The organism is Fibrobacter succinogenes, from assembly GCF_902779965.1.
Taxonomy (GTDB): domain Bacteria; phylum Fibrobacterota; class Fibrobacteria; order Fibrobacterales; family Fibrobacteraceae; genus Fibrobacter; species Fibrobacter succinogenes_F.
On sequence record NZ_CACZDK010000003.1, the window covers coordinates 19,215 to 39,974 of the forward strand.

General features: G+C 45.1%; 12 protein-coding genes. 7 read left to right on the forward strand and 5 right to left on the reverse strand.

Translation table 11 applies throughout. The features are described 5' to 3' along the window. Positions 1-162: 162 nt before the first annotated feature. A complete protein-coding gene (locus tag HUF13_RS01750) occupies positions 163-2,055 on the reverse strand; it encodes an AIPR family protein (RefSeq protein WP_173473533.1) in 1,893 nt (630 codons plus the stop codon). Positions 2,056-2,312: 257 nt separating this feature from the next. On the opposite strand from HUF13_RS01750, the gene HUF13_RS01755 reads away from it, so the two are divergent. The 3 genes from HUF13_RS01755 (at position 2,313) to HUF13_RS01765 (ending at position 5,887) form a co-directional block, all read left to right on the forward strand. After that, positions 2,313-3,065, forward strand: a complete 753-nt coding sequence (locus HUF13_RS01755; RefSeq protein ID WP_173473534.1) for a leucine-rich repeat domain-containing protein — start codon at positions 2,313-2,315, stop codon at positions 3,063-3,065. Positions 3,066-3,185: 120 nt separating this feature from the next. Continuing rightward, entirely contained in the window at positions 3,186-4,511 is a 1,326-nt protein-coding gene (locus HUF13_RS01760) for a S41 family peptidase (RefSeq protein WP_173473535.1), read from the forward strand. Continuing rightward, positions 4,460-5,887: a S41 family peptidase gene (locus HUF13_RS01765; protein WP_173473536.1), complete on the forward strand. Its 1,428-nt coding sequence runs from the start codon at positions 4,460-4,462 to the stop codon at positions 5,885-5,887. The genes HUF13_RS01760 and HUF13_RS01765 overlap by 52 nt, the downstream gene beginning before the upstream one ends. Before the next feature lie 8 nt (positions 5,888-5,895). Here HUF13_RS01765 and HUF13_RS01770 read toward each other — a convergent pair whose 3' ends face one another. Together HUF13_RS01770 and HUF13_RS01775 are read right to left on the reverse strand one after the other, a co-directional pair. Further along, positions 5,896-7,206 (reverse strand): M23 family metallopeptidase, encoded by a 1,311-nt coding sequence (locus HUF13_RS01770; protein ID WP_173473537.1) that lies wholly within the window; start codon positions 7,204-7,206, stop codon positions 5,896-5,898. Between the two features lie 296 nt (positions 7,207-7,502). Further along, positions 7,503-8,300, reverse strand: a complete 798-nt coding sequence (locus HUF13_RS01775; RefSeq protein ID WP_173473538.1) for an FKBP-type peptidyl-prolyl cis-trans isomerase — start codon at positions 8,298-8,300, stop codon at positions 7,503-7,505. A gap of 130 nt (positions 8,301-8,430) precedes the next feature. On the opposite strand from HUF13_RS01775, the gene glmS reads away from it, so the two are divergent. The 4 genes from glmS to HUF13_RS01795 all read left to right on the forward strand — a co-directional run bounded on the left by glmS (position 8,431) and on the right by HUF13_RS01795 (position 19,246). Beyond that, positions 8,431-10,260 carry a glutamine--fructose-6-phosphate transaminase (isomerizing) gene (gene glmS, locus HUF13_RS01780; RefSeq protein ID WP_173473539.1) on the forward strand — a complete coding sequence of 610 codons (1,830 nt, stop codon included), beginning with the start codon at positions 8,431-8,433 and terminating at the stop codon, positions 10,258-10,260. Positions 10,261-10,692: 432 nt separating this feature from the next. Continuing rightward, entirely contained in the window at positions 10,693-15,657 is a 4,965-nt protein-coding gene (locus tag HUF13_RS01785) for a RecQ family ATP-dependent DNA helicase (protein ID WP_173473540.1), read from the forward strand. Positions 15,658-15,795: 138 nt separating this feature from the next. Next, complete coding sequence (locus tag HUF13_RS01790; protein ID WP_173473541.1) at positions 15,796-16,785, forward strand: ORF6N domain-containing protein; 990 nt, start codon at positions 15,796-15,798, stop codon at positions 16,783-16,785. 310 nt (positions 16,786-17,095) lie between these two features. Continuing rightward, positions 17,096-19,246 carry a segregation/condensation protein A gene (locus HUF13_RS01795; protein WP_173473542.1) on the forward strand — a complete coding sequence of 717 codons (2,151 nt, stop codon included), beginning with the start codon at positions 17,096-17,098 and terminating at the stop codon, positions 19,244-19,246. A 16-nt stretch (positions 19,247-19,262) separates the two neighbouring features. Here the strand turns inward: HUF13_RS01795 and HUF13_RS01800 are convergent, their stop codons facing one another. Then, a complete protein-coding gene (locus HUF13_RS01800) occupies positions 19,263-19,895 on the reverse strand; it encodes an N-acetyltransferase (protein ID WP_173473543.1) in 633 nt (210 codons plus the stop codon). Positions 19,896-19,935: 40 nt separating this feature from the next. Continuing rightward, positions 19,936-20,652, reverse strand: coding sequence for a zinc metallopeptidase (locus HUF13_RS01805; protein WP_173473544.1), 717 nt, complete (start codon positions 20,650-20,652; stop codon positions 19,936-19,938). Positions 20,653-20,760 lie beyond the last annotated feature (108 nt).

A 20,760-nucleotide genomic window follows, 5' to 3' on the forward strand; every position in this document is an offset into this window, starting at 1 on the left:
AAGCCACAAAGGGCGGATTTAAAAAACTTTCTAAAACGCAACGGTCACAAAATACAAAAACGGGACACAAAAAATTAGCACCGATAACATAGAAAAAAAGAAACGTCCCCATTTTATGAGGACGCTTCAAAATCGGATTCTAGACCCTATTTACAGGATAAACTAGAGGAATACTTCGATGCCACCGCGGCACTTTTCCCAAGCCGGATTCTTCTTGCACAAGAGTTCAATCATCTTGTCGTAAGTAGCCGTGTTGGAGAAACCCTTCCACAAGCGACGTTCTACAGATTCACCGGAATCCTTGTCGATCGTAGTGATGGTGTCGTAGTAGTTCGTGTTATCCTTGAATTCAGAAATCAAGATGTTCTTCAAGTCATCCGTGTAGATGCGAGATGCATACTTGAGGATGGAATCGTTAAAGTTGAGTTCGTTTTCGACGAGCCATTCGAAGTCCTGGATCGGGTTGCCGTAGATGAGCCAGTGACGGAGTGCGAGAGCGACCACGAGGTCCTTCACGGCACTGCGGAAGATGAATTTATCTTCAAGACGACCGTTCCACGTGATGCGGGTCAGCGGGTTATCGTCGTTGGCTTCGATAGACACGCCCTTGCCCGGAGTGACCTTGCGGATCTTGATCGGGAGACGGCTAAGGAGCTGCCACGCCTTCGTGAAGGCAATCGTCTTGCGGACGAAGTCCTTTTCCTTTTCAGGGGCAACGCGCACAAACGCACCGAAGCAGCGCTGGTAGAGCGTTTCCTTGTCGAAGATGCAGTCGCTGGAGCGGCATTCGCTGAGCTTACCATCCATCATGAACAATGTCTTAGCAAGTTCCGGGCGCATGCGGACTTCGAGCTTACGGGTACGGGCCTTGAGGCGGACACCGTCCTTATAAACGTAGGTAAAGCCTTCTTCCTGGTAACGCTGCCAAATGAAGAACTGCAAATCGTCGGCAGCACGCAGATGGTAGCTGAACACCGGGTTCTGGCGGTTGTTAGCCATGGTCACCTGGTTCAAGAAGTTGTCGGCGCCCTGGTACGGCACCACAACCTTAACGAGCACCTGCGGATTCACCGGATGCTTGCTCTTCTTGGCGTACTGTTCGTACGTGAAGAGGGACTGTGCACCGTTGATGATCTTCGGACGTTCAATGAAAAGCACCTTCTTGCCATCGCGTTCCTTGAGGCGCAGGTCGTCGCCCGTGAGGGTCATACCGTTGTGGAGGAACGGGAAGTCATCGACGTTCACGTTCTTGTCGTCATTCCTTTCCATCGTCTGGAAGGCATCGATAAGAGCGGCATTCGTATGAGTGAGGTTACCAAGATAAGTACGAATGTTAGAGCTTACGATAGCCATGTTGTGCTTGGTCTTGAGGCGCTTACCAAGGGCAACGTGGTAGTCAAAAATCGTGCGGATCGGGCAGAAACCGAGGAAGAGTTCGCCGTGATCGGAAGTGAGGTGGAGCGGTTCGGAGTCCATCTCGATTTCAAGTTTGTCATCTGCGCTGCGGAAATCACGAGTAAGGTCGTCGTGTTCGGCAATGATTTCGAGCTTTGCCTTGACGTCGGCTTTCCAGAGAGTGAGCTTGCGGCGCATGTCCTTGAGGGTACGTTCAAGTTCGGAGTCCGTGATATCGCGGCTTGCGCGAGTGCGGAGCACCGTGATTTCGAGCGTTTCCATGTACGGACGGCTGGCAGGAGCATTTTCATCCTCTTCAGTCTCTTCGTCCGTAATCTTGTTGACGGCCCACGGGTCTGCTTCTTCGCGAAGCGAGAGGAAGAACGGATTGGTCGGGTCGCTGGTACGGAACACGGCAATCTGAAGCTGTTTCAGATCGGCATTCAAGTGTGCGACAACCTTTTCGAGCGGAGTATCTTCATCCAAGAAGATAAAGAATTCCATGAAGCCCTGTGAATATTGGAAGCCGTGGAAGCATCCATTTTCATCCAGGTTTAGATGCCGGAGTGCCTTAATTCGATCGTTAGGGTCGTTAGGGTTCAAGCTCAAGAGGCTAGCGACAAATGCTAAGCGGCGTTCCTGCGATTTTGTTAGTTCCATTTTTTCCTCAATAATTACACTGCAAGACCAATATACAATAATATTATATATTGGAGTATTCTCGTAATTCGCACCCTAAAAATAGCTTCAAATTATGACATTTGCGTGCAAAAAAAGATAAAACATTCATTTTTTTGGTGTAAACGCCCATTTTTTAGTGAACAAATGGATAAAATCATCATTTTTTATGTTTTTTTCGTACCGGTTCACGTTTTTTTTTACAAAAAAGCTATGATTTAAATATTAGGAGTCTTTTTATGAATTTACTAGATGTTATAGCGAAAGCAAAACAAGAAAAAGCAAAGAAGTTGGACTTGTCTCAGAAGGGCCTGCGCCTTTTGCCACCTGAACTTTTTGAAATTGAGTCCCTTGAAGAATTGAACCTCGACCGCAACATGCTCGTCGAAATTCCCGACGATATTGGTCTTTTGAAGAACTTGAAGAGCCTTTCCGTGAGCGAAAACGACCTCATGGAATTGCCGGAATCTATTGGTGAACTGACAAACCTCGAAAATCTCTACTTGGGCTATAACAGCCTTTCGGACCTGCCGGAATCTGTAGGCAAGCTCGTGAACCTCCAGACCGTGAACATCGCTAAAAACCAGCTTCTGGACTTGCCGCTTGAAATCGGCAACTGGCAGAAGGTGTTCAAGCTCTCGCTCCACGACAACATGCTCTCTGAAATTCCGCCGACCATCGGCAAGATGAAAAGCCTCGTAAAGCTCTACCTCGACAACAACGAACTTACGACTATTCCGGCAACGCTCTCGCACCTCGAAAACCTCGAAATTCTCATGGTTTCCGGCAACCGCTTGGGCTCCATTCCGTCTGAATTCGGCAACTTGAAGAACCTCCGCGAACTTGTGCTTGACGCAAACCAGCTTGCGACCCTCCCGGATAGCCTTGCCGAATGCGACAATCTCCAGACAATATCCGTTATCGAAAACCCGATGGAAGAAGGCGTTCCACGCGTCCTCCTCGACAAGAAGGGACTAAGCATCGATCAGTAGCGTCTTAGCCGCAGTTACTAGTCTCTAGTTATTAGTTACTAGAAAATTGTCATTCCCGGCATAGTCCGGGAATCTCCTTTTTAGAGCAACACAAAAGTCAAACGTTTAAAGGATAAAGTCATGAAAACCCGAATAATGTTCGCAATCTTGCTCCTGAGCTTGTTGGGATGTTCCGACTTTATTTCTCCGGTCAAGAGCACGCCAGGGCCGGAATCCGAGTACGCGTTCAACTACTGGCTCTTGAATAACATCTATCTATACGAAGATGAGCTCCCAAACCTGCAAGAAGATGGTGACTCCATCCAGTTGCTCTACAATACACTAAAAGACCCTTATACCACTTACACACCTCCATCGCAAAGCGAAGATAAAATCACCCATCTTAACACAAGCATGATTGCAGGCGATGTCGGGATACGCTACTTCAATTATCCCAACTTAGAACATCCTATCATCATCGATCGAGTTTATCCTCAAAGCCCCGCTGGAAAAGCGGGCGTGCCCAGATTCGGAAGCATCATCAGCGTAAACGATATAGAACTTACAGGCGACAAAGCCAAAGTCACTTACGATTCTATTTTAAACTACAGCAAAACTATTAGGCTCCTCGTTGCCTACAAAGGTGAAACCAAGCTTTACGAACTCCAAAAGGAAACCATCTTTGCTCCAACCATTTTTGTCGATACTCTTTTCGAAGATTCTTCTAAAGGCTATCCGGGAATTATTTTCATCACAATCGAAGGATTCAAGCCCAAAACGGTCGACCAAGATAGCGGATCTTACGGCGAACTCAAGACCTACCTGAAATCTACAATTTCAGACAAGCGCGTCCGCGTTTTGGACTTGCGAGGCAATCTCGGCGGGCATGTAAAACAAAGTACACTCATGGCCGATCTTTTTGTCAGCACAGGTATTCTTTCTACAACACTATCGCGTTCACTGAATCCCGACGGAGAATCCATTCACACGTCTTCCACCACAAAAGCCAAAGCAGGAGATCCTGGAGAAACCGGAAATTTCATAATCCTTGCAAACCAGGCAACAGCAAGCGCCGCCGAGATCTTCATTGCAGCCGTCACTGAACTAACTGATATCCCGCTAATCGGCTCTCGAACTTTTGGCAAAGGCATCGGACAAACGACCTTTTTCACATATGCCGGCGGAGTTGCTACGATAACCAACTATCAATTTTTGACGCCCAAAGGCAATTCCTACCACAAAGTTGGAATCCCCCCCAAATATGAATGCGATAATACTATTGGAGAAGTTTGCGCAGCCAAGATTGCTAATAAACTTTATGGTGTGAAAAGTTCATACCAAGATGACAGTGTTCTTGCAAAACAATACCGCAAAAATACAGATGAAACCAAAAATTTTGAAGGAGGAGCTATAGAATGGACCAACATAGACACCTATTTAAAGGTATTCAACGACTTACATCGATAACAAAAACAATCGCATCGTTTGTTTTTTGCGGATTCTTTTTTGGCACGACGGCATGTTCCACAGATAGCGACAGCGGGATTACGCCATACAGCGACAACATACAGGAACTCATTGAGACAAGTGCAAATACAGCCACGCCCGAATTTATCTATAACTATTATCTACTCCGTTACCACTACATAGACCAAAACAAATATCTCGGTGCTCCAGAGAATTATATCGGCAAAGTAGATGTTCAAGCCATGCTGGATAACCACATTCCGTGGGACTATTTCAATATTTATTACATGTACGAGCAAATGAAAGATCCGTACACGTACTATCTGGATCCATCGCGTTCCTTAACATGGCTGAATCAATTAATGAATGCTACCGAGTCGATCGATAACGGTTTTACCCTTGATTCATCTTACCTTCCGGCAGGGAAATACGTTATCGAAAGCGTTGCCAAAAATTCTCCCGCCGAAAAAGCTGGATTAAAAAGCGGTGACGAAATCATCGCCATCGAAGGCGTTTCTCCAACAAACGACATCGCATTTAACAGGCTAACGACAGCAAACGAAGGTGATATAATCAACTTCACTATTAAGAGAGACTCTATTTCCCGAAACATTTCTTACGCCATCAGCGCATACAATGCATCAACAGTAAATTTAACGTTCAAAGATTCCATTCCCATCATTACCATCCACGAATTCCAAAGCCAAACATCAAGCGATTCCGGCACATTCGGAGAATTCATCGGGTTTCTCCGCGAAACAGAAAAATACAAGTCCACCATCATCGACTTACGCGATAACGGAGGTGGCGATATCGATCAATGTATAGCCATGTCCAAAGCATTACTCGCCAAGGGTGACACCGTCATAAGAATGGACACGACCAAGGCCGATTCAATTCACAAAAAACAAATCATAGAAACGACATACCCCATAAGCACAGTGAACGGAATTGGCAAAGACCGGTATTTCGTATTTCTAGCAAACGGCAATACAGCAAGCTGTTCCGAAACCATGATTGCATCAATTACTTCGAACAAAAAATCCCCAGTCGTTGGCTCCACCACCTATGGGAAAGGCATCGGTCAACACCTTCAGCTAACCCCATCCCTTGCCCTAAATTCAATTACAAGCTACAAGTTTTACGATAAAAATGGTGACGTTTACCACAGGTACGGGATTGAACCAGACTTTCCTATTAACGACAGGTCTTTAGCTCTCGAAAAAGCTGTAGAACTTGCAAAAGCAAAGAACTTCACAAGAATCGCTAGTTACGGTACCCAAAACACAGGGCACTTTGCAAAAATCGGATCCAGCCTGCCCGATACGATGCCGAGCAGCTATCTTTTGCCAGAAGAATACAGAAAGAAATTCTAAAAGTTTAATTATTTCAACACGCGCATACGGACCATAACGTCCGTAGAGTCGTTTGCCTTGACGGCAGGTGCTGCAAGTGTGAGCTCAATTTCCTTGCGGATATTGGCGACCTGCTTTTTCAGGCGAGCAAGACGGTTGCCTTCGAGCTTCGGTGTTGCAATCATCGTCTTCTTGGCGGGGTTCATCCAGTTGCCGCGAGCATCCTTGAAGCCCAAGTGCAAATGCGGGCCCGTGCTGCGACCTGTAGAACCAACACGACCAATAACCTGACGCGGAGCGACCTTAGCGCCCACTTTTACGCCACGAACAGACAAGTGCATGTACCAGCTTTCGGAGTTGTCCCTATGGCGCACAGCAATCTTGTTACCGCTCAAGTCATCGTAGCCAGAAACCGTCACGACACCAGCAGCAACGGCATAAACCGGAGAACCCGTGGGGCTACCATAGTCGATACCGTGATGTACCGTGCGGCGGCCCGTAATCGGGTGGATGCGAGCACCATACTGACTTGTGATGTGCAAACGATCTAGCGGGTAACGAAGTCCTTCAAACACAAGCGCTTCGCCTTTTTCGGTATAGTGAGCGTTAAAGGAGCTCTTCGGATCCGGGTCTTCGTAACGGAAAGCTTCATGATGGCCAACCGTGTGACCATTAAATTCAGCATAAAGAACCTTGCCGCTAATCCAGATAGAATCTTGATAGAACTTTTCTTCGAGCAAAATGCGGAATTTGTCGCCCGGACGAGCCAGTTGGAACGAAACCTTGCACTGCAAAATTCCGCTCACGGTGCCCACCATGCGACCGGGAATACCGACCTTGTAGAGAATGCCATTCAAGGTGCTACCCGTTTCAAGAGCCCCTTCGAAAACAGACTGGCGGATAGTGACCGGCTTGTCGATACGGCTATAAGAAAATCCTGAACTGGTCTTGCTCAACATGTGGACCGTAGCCGGGTTCGGCGCAAAACGGAAACGCTGGACATTTCCTGAAGAATCAAGCGCGGCATAGAACACCTGACCTACGCGAAGTGCAGAAAGTTCAACAGAGTCCTGCAAAGCAATCACGATTTTACCACGTTCGTTTTCGTTAATATTCATGCGGTAAAGCACCTGGAAAAGCCCATCACCAGCACGGACCGTATCGTTTTTCACAAGCCATTTCGAAGAAGACTCTTGGGCCTTTGCAATCAAGGACTTTAAAGAATCGGCCGTAGCTTCAAGCTTTGCTTTTTCTTGAGTCAACGCATCGATTTTTTTCTGTTCATTACATCCGGTAAACGCAATAATTGCAACACACAATAAAAAGAAAATTCTAGACATAAACAACCCGCTCTAAAGATTTCAAACGCAAAGATAAAATTTTTACGTCATCAACGAGAAGGCAATCCCCACCAAACGCATCTAATGAAAAGTATGGATGTAGCAAGTGCAATTAGAACGGTATGAATCCCCTACGCAATGGTTATACGAGAAATAATGAATTCCCTCCCTTCGGTCGAGAATGACAGCATCAACGACTGCATGGAGGAACCGCGACGCACCGAAAATGACAGTGCAAAAAAAATACCCCGCGCGGGTAGGCGCGAGGCATTCAATTTCAAGCGAACGGCTTAAGATTACTGCTTAGCAGGTTTCTTAGTCGGCTTCTTCTGATCCGGCTTCTTCGGTTCATCAGCCGTCTTTTCAGGAGCAATCACGTCCAAGAGTTCCATTTCGAACTTGAGGACGGAGTTACCCGGAATAGCACGATTGCCGTGCGGACCGTAAGCGAGGTCGCTCGGGATCCATGCGATAACCTTTTCGCCGACCTTCATGAGCTTGAGCATTTCCGTCCAACCCGGAATCACAGCGGTAACCGGGAATTCGAGCGGCTGGCCACGATCGACAGAGCTATCGAACTTTTCGCCATTGAGGAGCATACCAGTGTAATGAACCTTGACCTTGTCTTCGTCGGTCGGAGTTGCACCTTGACCTTCAGTAACAATCTTGTACTGGAGACCAGATTGCGTAGTCACAACGCCTTCAGCAGTCTTGTTCTGAGCGAGGAAAGCTTCACCTTCAGCCTTGTTCTTGGCGGCTGCGATGCTATCCTTTCTAGCCTTTTCGGCCTGGCGGTCAGCAGAAAGCTTGTTGAGCGTTTCCATAATAATAGAATCGTTCATCAAGAACTTAGCGGAATCGCTATTGTAGCGTTCCTTGAAAGCCTGGATGAAAAGATCGAGATCGAGATCGATGGAATCACGAGTAACGAGCTGGAAACGAGCCTGATTACCGAAATGAGCACCGAGAGCATAGCTGTACTTGTCCTTTTCAGTCACAAGCGAAGTCTTTTCGGTAGATGCGGTTTTGCACGGTTCACAACCAGTCATAAGCATGGCAAGAGCGCCAGCTGCAACAATAAGTTTAGTCTTCATTTTTATCCTCTATGAAAAAATAGACACCTCTTAAAATAGTAAAACATTTCTATTAAAGCTTACAATAATTTTCTTTTTACCTTTACTTTTAGTATATTTTTCGCTAACAACTAGTAATATTAGGTTTATTATGTGCGGAATCATTGGATACAACGGAAAAAACGAAGCGCTCCCGATCCTTGTTGAGGGACTCAAGAAAATGGAATACCGTGGCTACGATAGTTCAGGAGTCGCGGTTATTGACAATAAACAGATAAACGTTGTTCGTGCATCTGGAAAAATTAAAGCTCTCGAAGACAAACTAAAGGACAATCCGCTCAAAGGATCTGTCGGTATAGCCCATACCCGCTGGGCCACCCATGGCGCCCCTACCGAAACAAACGCTCATCCGCACACCAGTTTCGACGGAAAAATTTCAATTGTCCACAATGGCATTATCGAAAACTATGCAAGCCTCAAGGCCAAACTCATTAGTGAAGGCATAGAATTCAAGTCCGAAACAGATACCGAAGTTGTAGCCCACCTCATCGCCCGCTATTACAATGGCGATTTAAAGAGTGCCGTTCTCAAAGCTCTCAAGCAAATTGAAGGTACGTTCGGCCTTGGCGTTATCTGCAGCGAAGAACCGAATGTTTTAATTGGCGCCCGCCGTGGAAGCCCGCTTATTCTCGGTATCGGTAACGAAGGTGATTTTTACCTTGCTAGTGACGTTTCCGCAATCATCAACCACACACAAAAAGTCGTTTATCTGGACGACAATGACGTTGTTCAAATTAAGGATAACGGATATTCCATCGTCAACATGAGCAGCCACGAAGTGCAACGCGAGGTCCAGGACGTCGAATTCGATGCAGATGCAGTGGCCAAAGGCGGATTCCCGCACTTTATGCTCAAGGAAATTTTCGAGCAACCCGAAGTACTCCGCAACACCATGCGCGGTCGTTTGCTCATCGCCGAAGGCAACGCAAAACTCGCCGGCCTCGATACCAACATCAAGGAACTCCGCAACATCAACCGCATCATCATCACCGCTTGCGGCACCAGCTACTATGCAGGCATGGTCGGTGAATACATGATTGAAGAATTGGCCGGAGTTCCAGTCGAAGTCGAATACGCTTCGGAATTCCGCTACAGGAACCCGATTATCAAGCCGGGAACACTCGTGCTTGCCATTTCGCAATCTGGCGAAACCGCAGACACGCTCGCCGCACTCAAGGAAGCTCAGCAAAAGGGTGCTACGGCTCTTGCAATTTGTAACGGCGTAGGTTCGACAATAGCTCGAACAAGCGATGGAGGAGTTTACCTGCATGCAGGCCCTGAAATCGGTGTTGCGAGCACCAAGGCATTCACAAGCCAAGTTACCGTACTTGCCATGATTGCGCTTTTGCTCGGTCGCCAACGCAGACTCAGCTTTGAAGCCGGTTCTGAAATCGTCAAGGATCTTTTGGAACTTCCAAATCTTGTTTCAGAAACACTCAAGCTCTCCGACAGCATTGCAGAAATTGCAAAGACGCTTTGCAAGGCAAACAACTTCTTATACCTCGGTCGCCACTTCTGCTACCCGGTCGCCATGGAAGGCGCCTTGAAACTCAAGGAAATCAGTTACATCCACGCTGAAGGCTACCCCGCGGCCGAAATGAAGCACGGCCCGATTGCCCTTATCGACGAGAACATGCCGGTCGTAGTTATCGCCCCGAAGGATGCGCTGTTCGACAAAATTATCAGCAACATCCGCGAAATCAAGGCTCGCGGCGGAAAAGTTATCGCCGTCACGACAGAAGACTGCCACCCGCTCGACGAAATCGCAGACCACATCATCACGGTCCCGAAGACCCGCCCGATGCTCATGCCAATTCTCACCTGCATCCCGCTCCAGTTGCTCGCCTACCACATCGCCGTGTTGCGCGGAAACGACGTGGACCAGCCGAGAAACCTCGCCAAAAGCGTGACGGTGGAATAAGGCTAATTCAGAATTAGGAATTCGGAATTAAGAATTACCAAAGCGCAAACCCCTCCCGATGTGGAGGGGTTTCGTTATTTACACACAAACTCATGAAATTTAATTCATAAAAAGGTCTATCCTTTAGGCGTTTGAGCCTGGATACACCTACGATAAAAAGCAGTCATTCTGCCCGTCTTTGTAACGATACCCGCTTTTTGCAACCGGCGAAGAGCCGCTTCCCTTGAGTGATCCATCGTTTCGATGGCGTGTAAAGTGTCTTTAATCAAATTCTCAGTCATAACATACCTTTTATGCCATAAAATACAATAAGGACGAATTTGTAGTCAAGAGGGCGTATTTTCGGGAAAAAAGTGCACTTTTAGAGAATTATAAAGAGGTTTTTACAAAAAGAAATTCCTTTATCTTTAAATTCTTTTATATTTCAAAAAAATGGCTGATTTTAGCAAATTCTTGTTTTTTGATTTGGAATATAATCCCGAAACGCAAAAGGTTCGGGAATACGGCTATATTCTAGGCGAAGAAGAAGTACGTGAAAAAAATACTGCAAAACTAGAACAAGCCGCATCAAAAGCAAAGTTCATCGTAGGACACAATGTACTTCGTCACGATGCCCCAATACTCCGGCAATATTTTTCTATTGACTTTCCAAACGTCCATGCACTAGACACTTTGATGTTATCATCGTTATTGTTTCCTCGCAAGCCATATCATAAACTACGCAAGGAATATCTGCACAATGAAGATGATCCATCAAACCCATTAGAAGACGCTAAGCTCTGCAAAAAACTATTAGGAGACTGTATTGAAAAATGGGAAAATTATCCATGGCAACTTCAATATCTACTATTTCAATTTCTAAAAAATGAGCCTGGCTTTGCACCCTTTTTTGAACTAGTCGAAACACCAAACCCAATAAAATTACGTTTAAAATCATCTGAAATTCAAAGATGGTTTACTGAAAATTACGAGAAAATAATCTGTTTGCATCAGAATTTTCAAAACGAATGGGTCACTCACCGAGCAGAGTGGTGTTTTCTTTTAACTCTTTTCCATGAAGAAGGCCCCAGTGATTACGTTCCTCATTGGGTGCGATATCAATATCCGCATCTTGAAAACATATTGCATCGCAGGCGCCTTGTTCCCTGTGGTAATCCACAATGTCCTTATTGTTCCGAACAACTAAGTTCCACAAAACAGTTAAAGAAATGGTTTGGTTTTGACAATTTCCGTTCTTTTAACGGAGAACAAATTCCCCTACAGCAACAAGTCGTAGAATCGGCAATGCGAGGAGAATCTTTGTTGGCGGTCTTCCCGACAGGTGGCGGAAAGTCTATGACATTCCAGTTACCCGCATTAATAGCAGGAACACAAATAGGAGCGCTAACAGTTGTAATATCTCCAATCGTTGCACTAATGAAAGACCAAGTTGACGTACTCGAAAAACGAAGACAGATTGGAGACGCGGCCTACATAAACTCAATGCTATCACCAGCCGAAAGAAAAGATGTCATTGAGAAAGTCAACAATGGCGAAAAGAATATTCTTTACATTTCACCAGAATCACTGCGTTCCAACACGACATTCAATTTATTGAAGCATAGACGCGTAGAACGAATAGTTGTTGACGAGGCTCACTGCTTTAGCGGTTGGGGACACGATTTTAGAGTAGACTATCTCTACTTAGCAGATTTTCTAAAAGATTTACAAAAAGAAAAGAATCTTGAAACTCCAATTCCTGTAAGTTGTTTTACGGCAACTGCAAAGCAGTCTGTGGTAGATGACATTTGCAACTATTTCAAGGAACGTCTAAATCTTGATTTGATCAAGTTCATTAGCCCTGCCAAACGTACAAACCTGACATACAAAGTTATCGAATCTTCGGAATCGCCTAACGAACGTCGAAAACAGTTGGTAAACGTTCTTCGTGATTATGACGGACCTAAAATCATTTACGCTTCCAAAGTCAAGACAACAGAATCTCTAGCCGAAGAATTGCACAATCGCGGTTTTGCAAGCGCCTGTTATAATGGCAAAATGGAATCCGAAAAGAAGATGACCATTCAAGACCAATTCCAAAATGGCGAAGTCGATACAATGGTTGCAACAACCGCATTTGGAATGGGCGTTGACAAAGATAATGTAGAGTTGGTCGCTCATTACGAAATTTCAAGTACGCTAGAAAATTACGTTCAAGAAGCAGGTCGTGCAGGTCGCGATCCTAAATTACAAGCAAGCTGTATTGCACTATTCAATCCCAAAGATCTCGACACAAATTTTCAAATTCTTCAGCAATCAAAACTTTCTGCTCAAGAAATTTCTGCAGTTTGGCGAGTTCTTAAAAAAGCCGCAGGCAATCAGAATCGCTTGATTATGTCAGCACTTGAAATTGCTGATCAATGCGGATGGACAGAAAAAGAAACAGATGTTAGCGTCAATACCACAAAAGTCAAGCTTGCCATTCTCGTTTTGGAAGAACAAGGATTCTTGAAGCGTAAACGTAATAGAACTCAAATGTACGGATCTTCTATTACAGTAGAGTCCGCAGAGCAGGCTCGAGAAGCCATTGGGTCTGAAAAAATAGAAGTTCCAAATTCTTCGGAAAACATCGCATACCGAATCATTCACCACATCATCAGCAAACGTTGGACACGATCTCCTGAATGCGCTCTTGACGAGCTCACTGTCAATCTAGGCTTAACAAGAGAGCAAGCCAACGACGGCTTACGTTTGCTGCGTTCATTACACCTTCTTAATGAAGACGATGACTGGAGCGCAAGATTACAAAGAAAAGGGAACGACACACCTCGTTCACTCTTAAAAGCGGCATACGAACTACAAGAGGAACTATTAAAAGCTTGTGAAGGCAAGGGAATTAACGATCGGTTTGTGTTAGACATGACCAAACTCAATTCCCTGTTGAACCAAAGAGGCGATGCAGTTGGTGCATCAACATCACGTCGCAATCTTTTTATATTCCGTGGTATTTTACGCTATTGGGCACATGAAAGTGTCGCCGAAATTCATCTTGTTGAAGCAGGCCATCAAGTTTATCAAATCGAATTTCTTGTTCCGCCAGAATCCGTCAAAGAAAATCTTAGAAGACAATGGAAATTATTTGACAAAGTCATTGACACCTTGATAGAAATGCAAAAGGAACAGACTCGCCAAAATGGAAATATTGTCTGGTTCTCTTTGAATGGCTTAATGAAAAGAATGTACAAGGAAAAAGGTGAAATAGCTATCGCTCGCATTGAGAAGCAAAAGCAGCTTGAATATGCACTTCTTTTCTTACATCTTGTTGGTTCTATCACGCTAGATCATGGTCTTGTTGTTTTCTATACCGGACTTGTCATGGAATTAAATCCAGAGGCAAAGCAACGGAATTTCACAGCAAAAGATTTTGAAATGCTCAACACCCATTATAAGCACAAAGCTGAAGCTATTCACATTGTTGGCGAATACGCTAAGATGATGCTTATTGATGAAAAAGCGGCACAACAATTGCTAGACGATTACTTCGTCATGGATATTGTCGATTTCCGTCTAAAATATATGCAAGGCATAGAACAGATGGAATCCGTATCCGATGAATTAAAACGGAAAATAGAAAGCGTCAATGACGAACAGCGCAAGATTATCAAAAGCCGTAAAAAGCACATTCTCGTAGGTGCAGGTCCAGGCTCGGGAAAAACGCACTTACTCGTCCATAAAGTAGCCTCTCTTTTATGGATTGAAGAAGCAAAGCCAGATTCAATTTTGTGCCTAACATATACTCGCGCAGCATGTCGTGAACTGAAAAAGCGCTTATTCGATTTAGCAGGTCCATTAGCCGCAAAAGTAAATATCACCACATTCCATTCACTAGCATTTTCAATTCTAGGAGTGCAAGGAAACAAGAAAGCTCTTGAAAATGCAGATGACGTTGTATCCAAAGCAGCAGAGCTTTTAGAATCAGGAGAAGAAGCCGGTGTAGGAGCACCCACAGTTATCTTGGTCGACGAATTTCAAGACCTGTCCGCAGGAGAATATCGCTTATTACGAGCCCTATACGATTTAGGAGAAAAAGATCCTCGCGTTATCGTAGTCGGCGATGACGATCAAAGTATTTTCGCATTCCGAGGAAGTTCATCTGAATACTTCCAAAAATTTGCCGACGAATTTCCTAACACAGAAAAATTCTATCTAACAACTAATTACCGTTCCGTTGCGGGTCTCGTCCGAGCAAATGCAAAATTACTCGAATTGATGACAGAACGCGTAAAAGAAGGTTCTCAACAACTCGCTTTAAAGCAAAGCCAAGCTGAACTTGCATTTTACGAAGAAGGCGACAAGGCAACTGCAGCATTCGGCGCAGCTGAAATTCTTGCACAAAAATTCAAATCAAATCCAACTGACTCTTACTGCATTTTAACCCGAGAAAATGCAGAAGCGTTCTTGGCAGCCGCAAAGCTTGAAGAAAAACAAGTTCCATACCGAAAGCTAAAAGGCCGAGATAAAGACAAATGTCCCATTGAGAAAACTCGAGAAATTTTAGGATTCTACGCAATTCTTCAAGAAGATCCGAGAGTAGGGAATTTTCCATGGAGCTCAAAAGAATTTAAGCACATAGCCGAGGACTATAAAGCAAGTCACCATGCAGAAAGTTCTTTTGAGTTTTTAGATGCGTTAGTAGATGATTTCATCGAAACAGAAACTGCTTGTGGCGAAGACTCCATTACTCTAGGCGATTTCAATCAGTATTTAAGCGAAGTTTCTTACAGCGACTTTACATCAAAAAATATGGGAACAGTTTCTATTGGAACAATGCATAGTGCAAAAGGACTTGAATGGGACAATGTTATTCTCGCGTTAGGCTCTTGGGTACTGAAAGATGCCGATGAAAAGAAAGCTCAGGAGAATTATCGTCTGCTATATGTTGCAGCCACCCGTGCAAAGAAAAGCCTAACTATTATCGGCGATGATAAAATGCTACCACGTGAATGGATTAGCCACTTTGCAAAACAAGGTAAAGTCAATAGTGTAAAAATTCCGAATGTTTTGCATATTGAAACAGGACTCAGTGATGTAAATCTTGGGCATCTTCTTGAAAATGAAAAAAACAGAAATCGAGTTCGATATATTCAAAGTAAACTTGAAACATCCCCCCTGCAAAGCGATGTCAGCGTGAATTTTAGTCAAGAATTTCACAGTTACAACACAAATCTGAACGGAAGACTGATTGCCGCATTTTCTAATGACTTTTCAAAAAAATGTATCGCATACCTACAAAGATACGGATACAAGCCTACTACAGCAACTCTTTCTCAAGTTGTCCGTTGGGTATCCGATGAAGGGCAAGAAACTTGGGTGCCACTATTTAGGGTTGAATTTTCTAAAAATTCTATCATTAAATAGCTAAATCACCCCACTTGTTTTTCCATATCGCATTTTATATATTCTCCAATAGTCAAGCTATAGTGGCAGGATAAGCCTGCGACAAGCCGTATTTCTTATATCTAAGGAATACGGCTTTTTTTTGTTATAAGGAAAAAAATGAACAAAAAGACCGAAAATACAGATGTCATCGTACAAAAACCACTCGTCAATTCATCCGTCGAAAAGATGATTCTAGTCATTCGCGACAAGCAAGTTTTGCTAGACCGCGATTTAGCGATGCTTTACGGAGTAGAAACGAAAGCGCTAAACCAAGCGGTTAAGCGAAATCAAGAACGTTTTCCTGAAAGAAACTGCTTTATGTTAAAAAAAGAAGAAGTTCCCGAATCTTTAAAGTCACAATTTGTGACTTTAAACGAGAGCGGCAACAAACGAGGCTTACACATCAAGAAAATGCCCTACGCCTTTACAGAACAGGGAGTTGCAATGCTTGCATCTGTTTTGCGTAGCGATACTGCCATTCGTGTATCCCTCCAAATTATGGACGCATTTGTCGAAATGCGACACACTCTGATGCAAAATGGAGGTTTGGTCCACCGCCTTTCCAATCTCGAGACTACGGTTTTAAGCCAAGGCACCAAAATTGGCGACCACGACCGTAAATTAGACGAACTTTTCGAAGCAATGGACCGAGGAGAACACCAAACAAAAGGGTTATATTACAACAATCAAATGTTCGACGCCTATGTATTCATTTGCGGATTGATCCGACAAGCAAAAAAGCGAATTGTCCTTGTAGACCGCTATGTAGACGAAAAAGTGCTCGCTATGATGCTCAAGCGAAACAAAGGAGTGTCGGTAACAATATACACCTACAACAAAAGCAAGGTATTCGAAGTTGATTTGGCAACATATAATGCTCAGTACATCGATTGTCCTATAAAAATACTACCGAGTTACGGCATGCACGACCGATTCTTATTTATTGACGACTCCGCTTACCATTTTGGCGCATCCCTGAAAGACTTAGGCACAAACACATTTTTCTTTAGCAAAGAAGATTTCACACTAGACGAAGTGCTGAAAAAATCAGAAGAAAAACGACAACTACTAGAGTACTTAGCAACCGAACAGTCAAAGAATACTTGACAGTTCAGATATTATACAAGAACGTAATATGCAATTTTTGCATATTACCTTTTCAAATTACAACCGGATATTTCCCCAAAAGTGATTTTTTTTACAGGATTTTGGGAAAATATATGCTAAAAACTAGGGATAATTCCCCAAATCTCATATTTTTAACAAGATTTGGGGAATTATGTATTTTTTAGGAATTGAAATTTTATTGGACATTTCTGTGAACATTCCTATGAACTTTCTATTTGTGGTTCATTTCCGTAATAGCAGGCAACAATTCCCCCAAACTCCCCCCGTCTAATTTCTATATTATCGCCCAATGGTTGATTCCGAAGTTCTTGAGCAAGAAGACTACGAGGTTAAAATCGGTTCGTTTAATGGGCCGATGGATTTGCTTGTCTATCTCGTTCAGAAAAAGGAAATGACGCTAGACCAGATTCCCATTGCAGAAATCGCAGATGACTTTCTCAAGTGGGTGAACGAGTATTCCGAAACAGACCTTTCCAAGGCGGGCGACTTCTTGTTTATGGCAAGCCGCTTGATGGCGCTCAAGGTGCAGGAGTTGCTCCCAGCCGAAGAACGCGATCCGGAGATGGAAGAGGAATACAACGAAGACCGCGAAAAGCTCATGAAGGAAATGTTGGAATACCAGCGTTTCAAGCAGGTCGCAAGCGGTCTCCAGGAAATGGAAGCGAAGAACTTCGGAACGTATTCCCGTGGGCGCCTCGAAAAGACGCAGAGCGATGATGACACGCTCGCCGATGCAAACATTTGGCAGCTTTTCCGCGCTTACCAAAAGAGCTTAAAGACAAAGATTTCCGAGACGATCCACCATATTGAATTGGACTATGTGACGATTCAGGACCGTCAGCAGGCGATCAACAACTTCTTGAACGTGCATGGACGTGCGCTTTTTGAAGACTTGCTCGACAACGATTCACACCCGATTGTCGCGGCGGTGACGTTCATGGCTATGCTCGAAATGATCAAGACGGACGATATCGTTTTCCGTCAGAGCGAACTTTTCGGACCGATTTGGATTTACCGCAAGAAGAACAATCCCGAGTATGCCGACGAAATGGCGCACGAGACTGTGTTCTTCAGCAAGGATCCCGAAGTCAAGTCGGGCCTTGTCGATACCATCCGCAGCCAGGCAATTGCACGTTCCAAGGAAAAGAGCGTGGGCGACCTTGCCGCGACGATGCGCGAGGCCGTCCTTTGGACGGAGCGTGGCAGGAACGTTACGGACGAAGACCTCAATGCAATGTTGGAAGGTCGCGAAGATATTTCCGAAGTGCAGGACAATCCGTTTGCCGACATGATTGCGGAAGCGGATGCCGCCGAAGGTGCAATGCAGGCAGCAAGCGCCCTCGCTGGAGACACAAGTGTTCCTGGCCAAGATGCCGCGCAGTCAACGAATCAAGTTCCCGCGCAACTCGCGACCGCAGAAAGCACAGAAACTGCACCGAGTCAAGATGCAAGCGACACAAGTCCGGTTCAAGATTTCGCGCAGTCCGCAGAGGCATCCGCTAGCGAAAACGCAGCAATTCCGGTTCAAGACTTCGCGCAATCAGCAACGAACACCGCAAGCGAAGAAGAATCAATTCCAGCTTTCGAATCGTCAAGCATCGAAGATGAAGCTCCCGTGCTTACGCAGGGTTCGATTCCAGAATTCGGGACAAACAAAGAAACTGATTTTGAGGAACGCGCCCACACGTTCGAACCGGTGGACGAACCCGAAGAAGTCGCGGATTTCGAAAGCGCAGACGATTCTATCAGCGAACCCACAATCGTAGCAGGCAACATAAACGATTTACAAGGCTTGAACGAAGATGCTGTCAAGCAGATGAGCGACGAAGAGTTTGCCGCCTTTATGCAAAAGGCCCAAGCTTTCTACGACAACTCTAGTTCTGCAACCGCCGCAACTACCGCGCAGTCTAGCGATGCACAGTGCACAACTTCCGCGCAATCAGCAACTCACTCTGCACAGCACTCATCAACTCCGGAATCGACATCCGCGCATTTTTCAAGCGATAACGATTCTCACACGCCGACGATTACAAAGTCTACAAGTTACGACTTTGCCGACGAAAAGCCGCACAATTCCTATAGCTCATATACAAAGTCCGCGGCAGTTCAATCCGTACAAAAAGATGAGCCCGAAGAAGACAAGTATTCTTCTTACAGTTTCGGCAACGAAATGACAGACGAGGAATACATCGCCTACTTGAATCGCAGTGCCCGCGCAAGCCGCAAAGAAGAACCAAAGTCCGCGACATCCACATCAAGCGCAGCACTCGAGAAGCCGGCCGAAAGCAAGCCCGCGAAAAAGTCCGAACGCAAATCATTTATGCCCGAAGATGACGAAGGCGGCATGACCGACGAAGAATACCAAGCCTACCTCGCCGAACACGGTGACGATGATGAAGACGAAGAAGGCCCCGTTGTTTACGGAGCCGGAAAAGAATAATCTTTTTTTAAAAGCGTTAGAGCAATTTTTTCACGCTCCAACTTCTCATTTTATTTCCATCAGGGAGTAAAATGTCTCGTTCATCAAATACTTCGAGACCGTTCTTCCTATAAAATGCAAGGTTTTTCTCGGAGTTTGTAAACAAAGTCAATTCTTTGCCGCCATGTTCGCGAATATAGTCTTCCCAGAAAGCTATAAACTTTGAACCAACTCCCATCCTCTGGTACTCCGGATCCACCGTGACAGAGCTCGTGTACCAAATGTCCGAACCGGCGTGCTGGTAATCGTGACAAGGCTTATTTGCCAATGTATCCATAGCAAGCCAAGCATTCACACGCTTAATTTTCACGCCCCAATACACCAGTAGCCAACCGTGGAGCAAAAACTGTAGGACAGACGGTCTCTTGTAATTCGGATCGTCGATTTGAGCAAAAGCCACCATCTTTCCATCGACTTTTGCAGTCAAAAAATGAGTCTTTCCAAAATTCGTCAGCCCCGCCCTATACTGCATGGACAAAAGCGCTTTGCGACGCTCTTCCGGATCAGGAAAAAAATTCGTAAAGTACTCATAAGTCATATAAGCTCTTGTCGCGAGCTCTACTGATTCCATCAGTTCTTCACGTTTCAATATACCAAACTCGATTTCCATAACATCGCTCCGTTCCATTCACACAAAATAGAGACTTTATTTAATCGTCTCGTCGGCCGCCAATAAGCCCCGCACGATATGCCCAGTAAAGCAACTGCAAGATAGAAGAAATTGCAGCGGCGACGTACGTAAGACCAGCAGCAAAGAGGACGCCCGAAACGGTATTGTATTCGCGCCCCGGAGCAACGACTTCCATGCGAGCAAGAGCTTTTTTAGCGCGAGCAGATGCATCAAATTCAACAGGCACCGTCACCAGCGAGAAAAGCGTTGCAAGCCCAAAAAGCACAACGCCCACGATAGCAAGAGATTGACCAAGCGCCTTACCCATGCCCATGAGCATAATGCCAATAATCACAAGCCACGGCCCAAGATTCGAACCGATATTTGCAGCCGGAACAATCGCCGAGCGGAGCCACAGCGGGAAGTATCCCTGAGCATGTTGAATCGCATGTCCGACTTCGTGTGCGGCAACACCTGCGGCACTTGCGTTGCGACCAGAATAAACTTCGGGTGACAAGTTGAGAGTCTTGTTCAACGGATTGTAATGGTCCGAAAGGAACCCCTGGTGCTTGAGCACTTTTACATCGGTAATGCCCGCTTCCATAAGGATTGCCTTGGCGACATCTGCACCCGAAAGTCCGCTAGAAATATTGACTTTTTGGCCTGCAGCAAAGCGTGTCTTGACAAGCAAAGATACGGCGCCCGAAAGAACGAGCGTTACCACAAGAATCAACATGTATAAAGGATCGAACATCATAGTTAGGTAATAGGTTTTAGGTTATAGGTTTTAGTTACTAGTTTCTAGTTACTAGTTAATAGTTACTCCGCCCTTCGGGCTAGTAACTAGCTTTTCATCATTACGTTT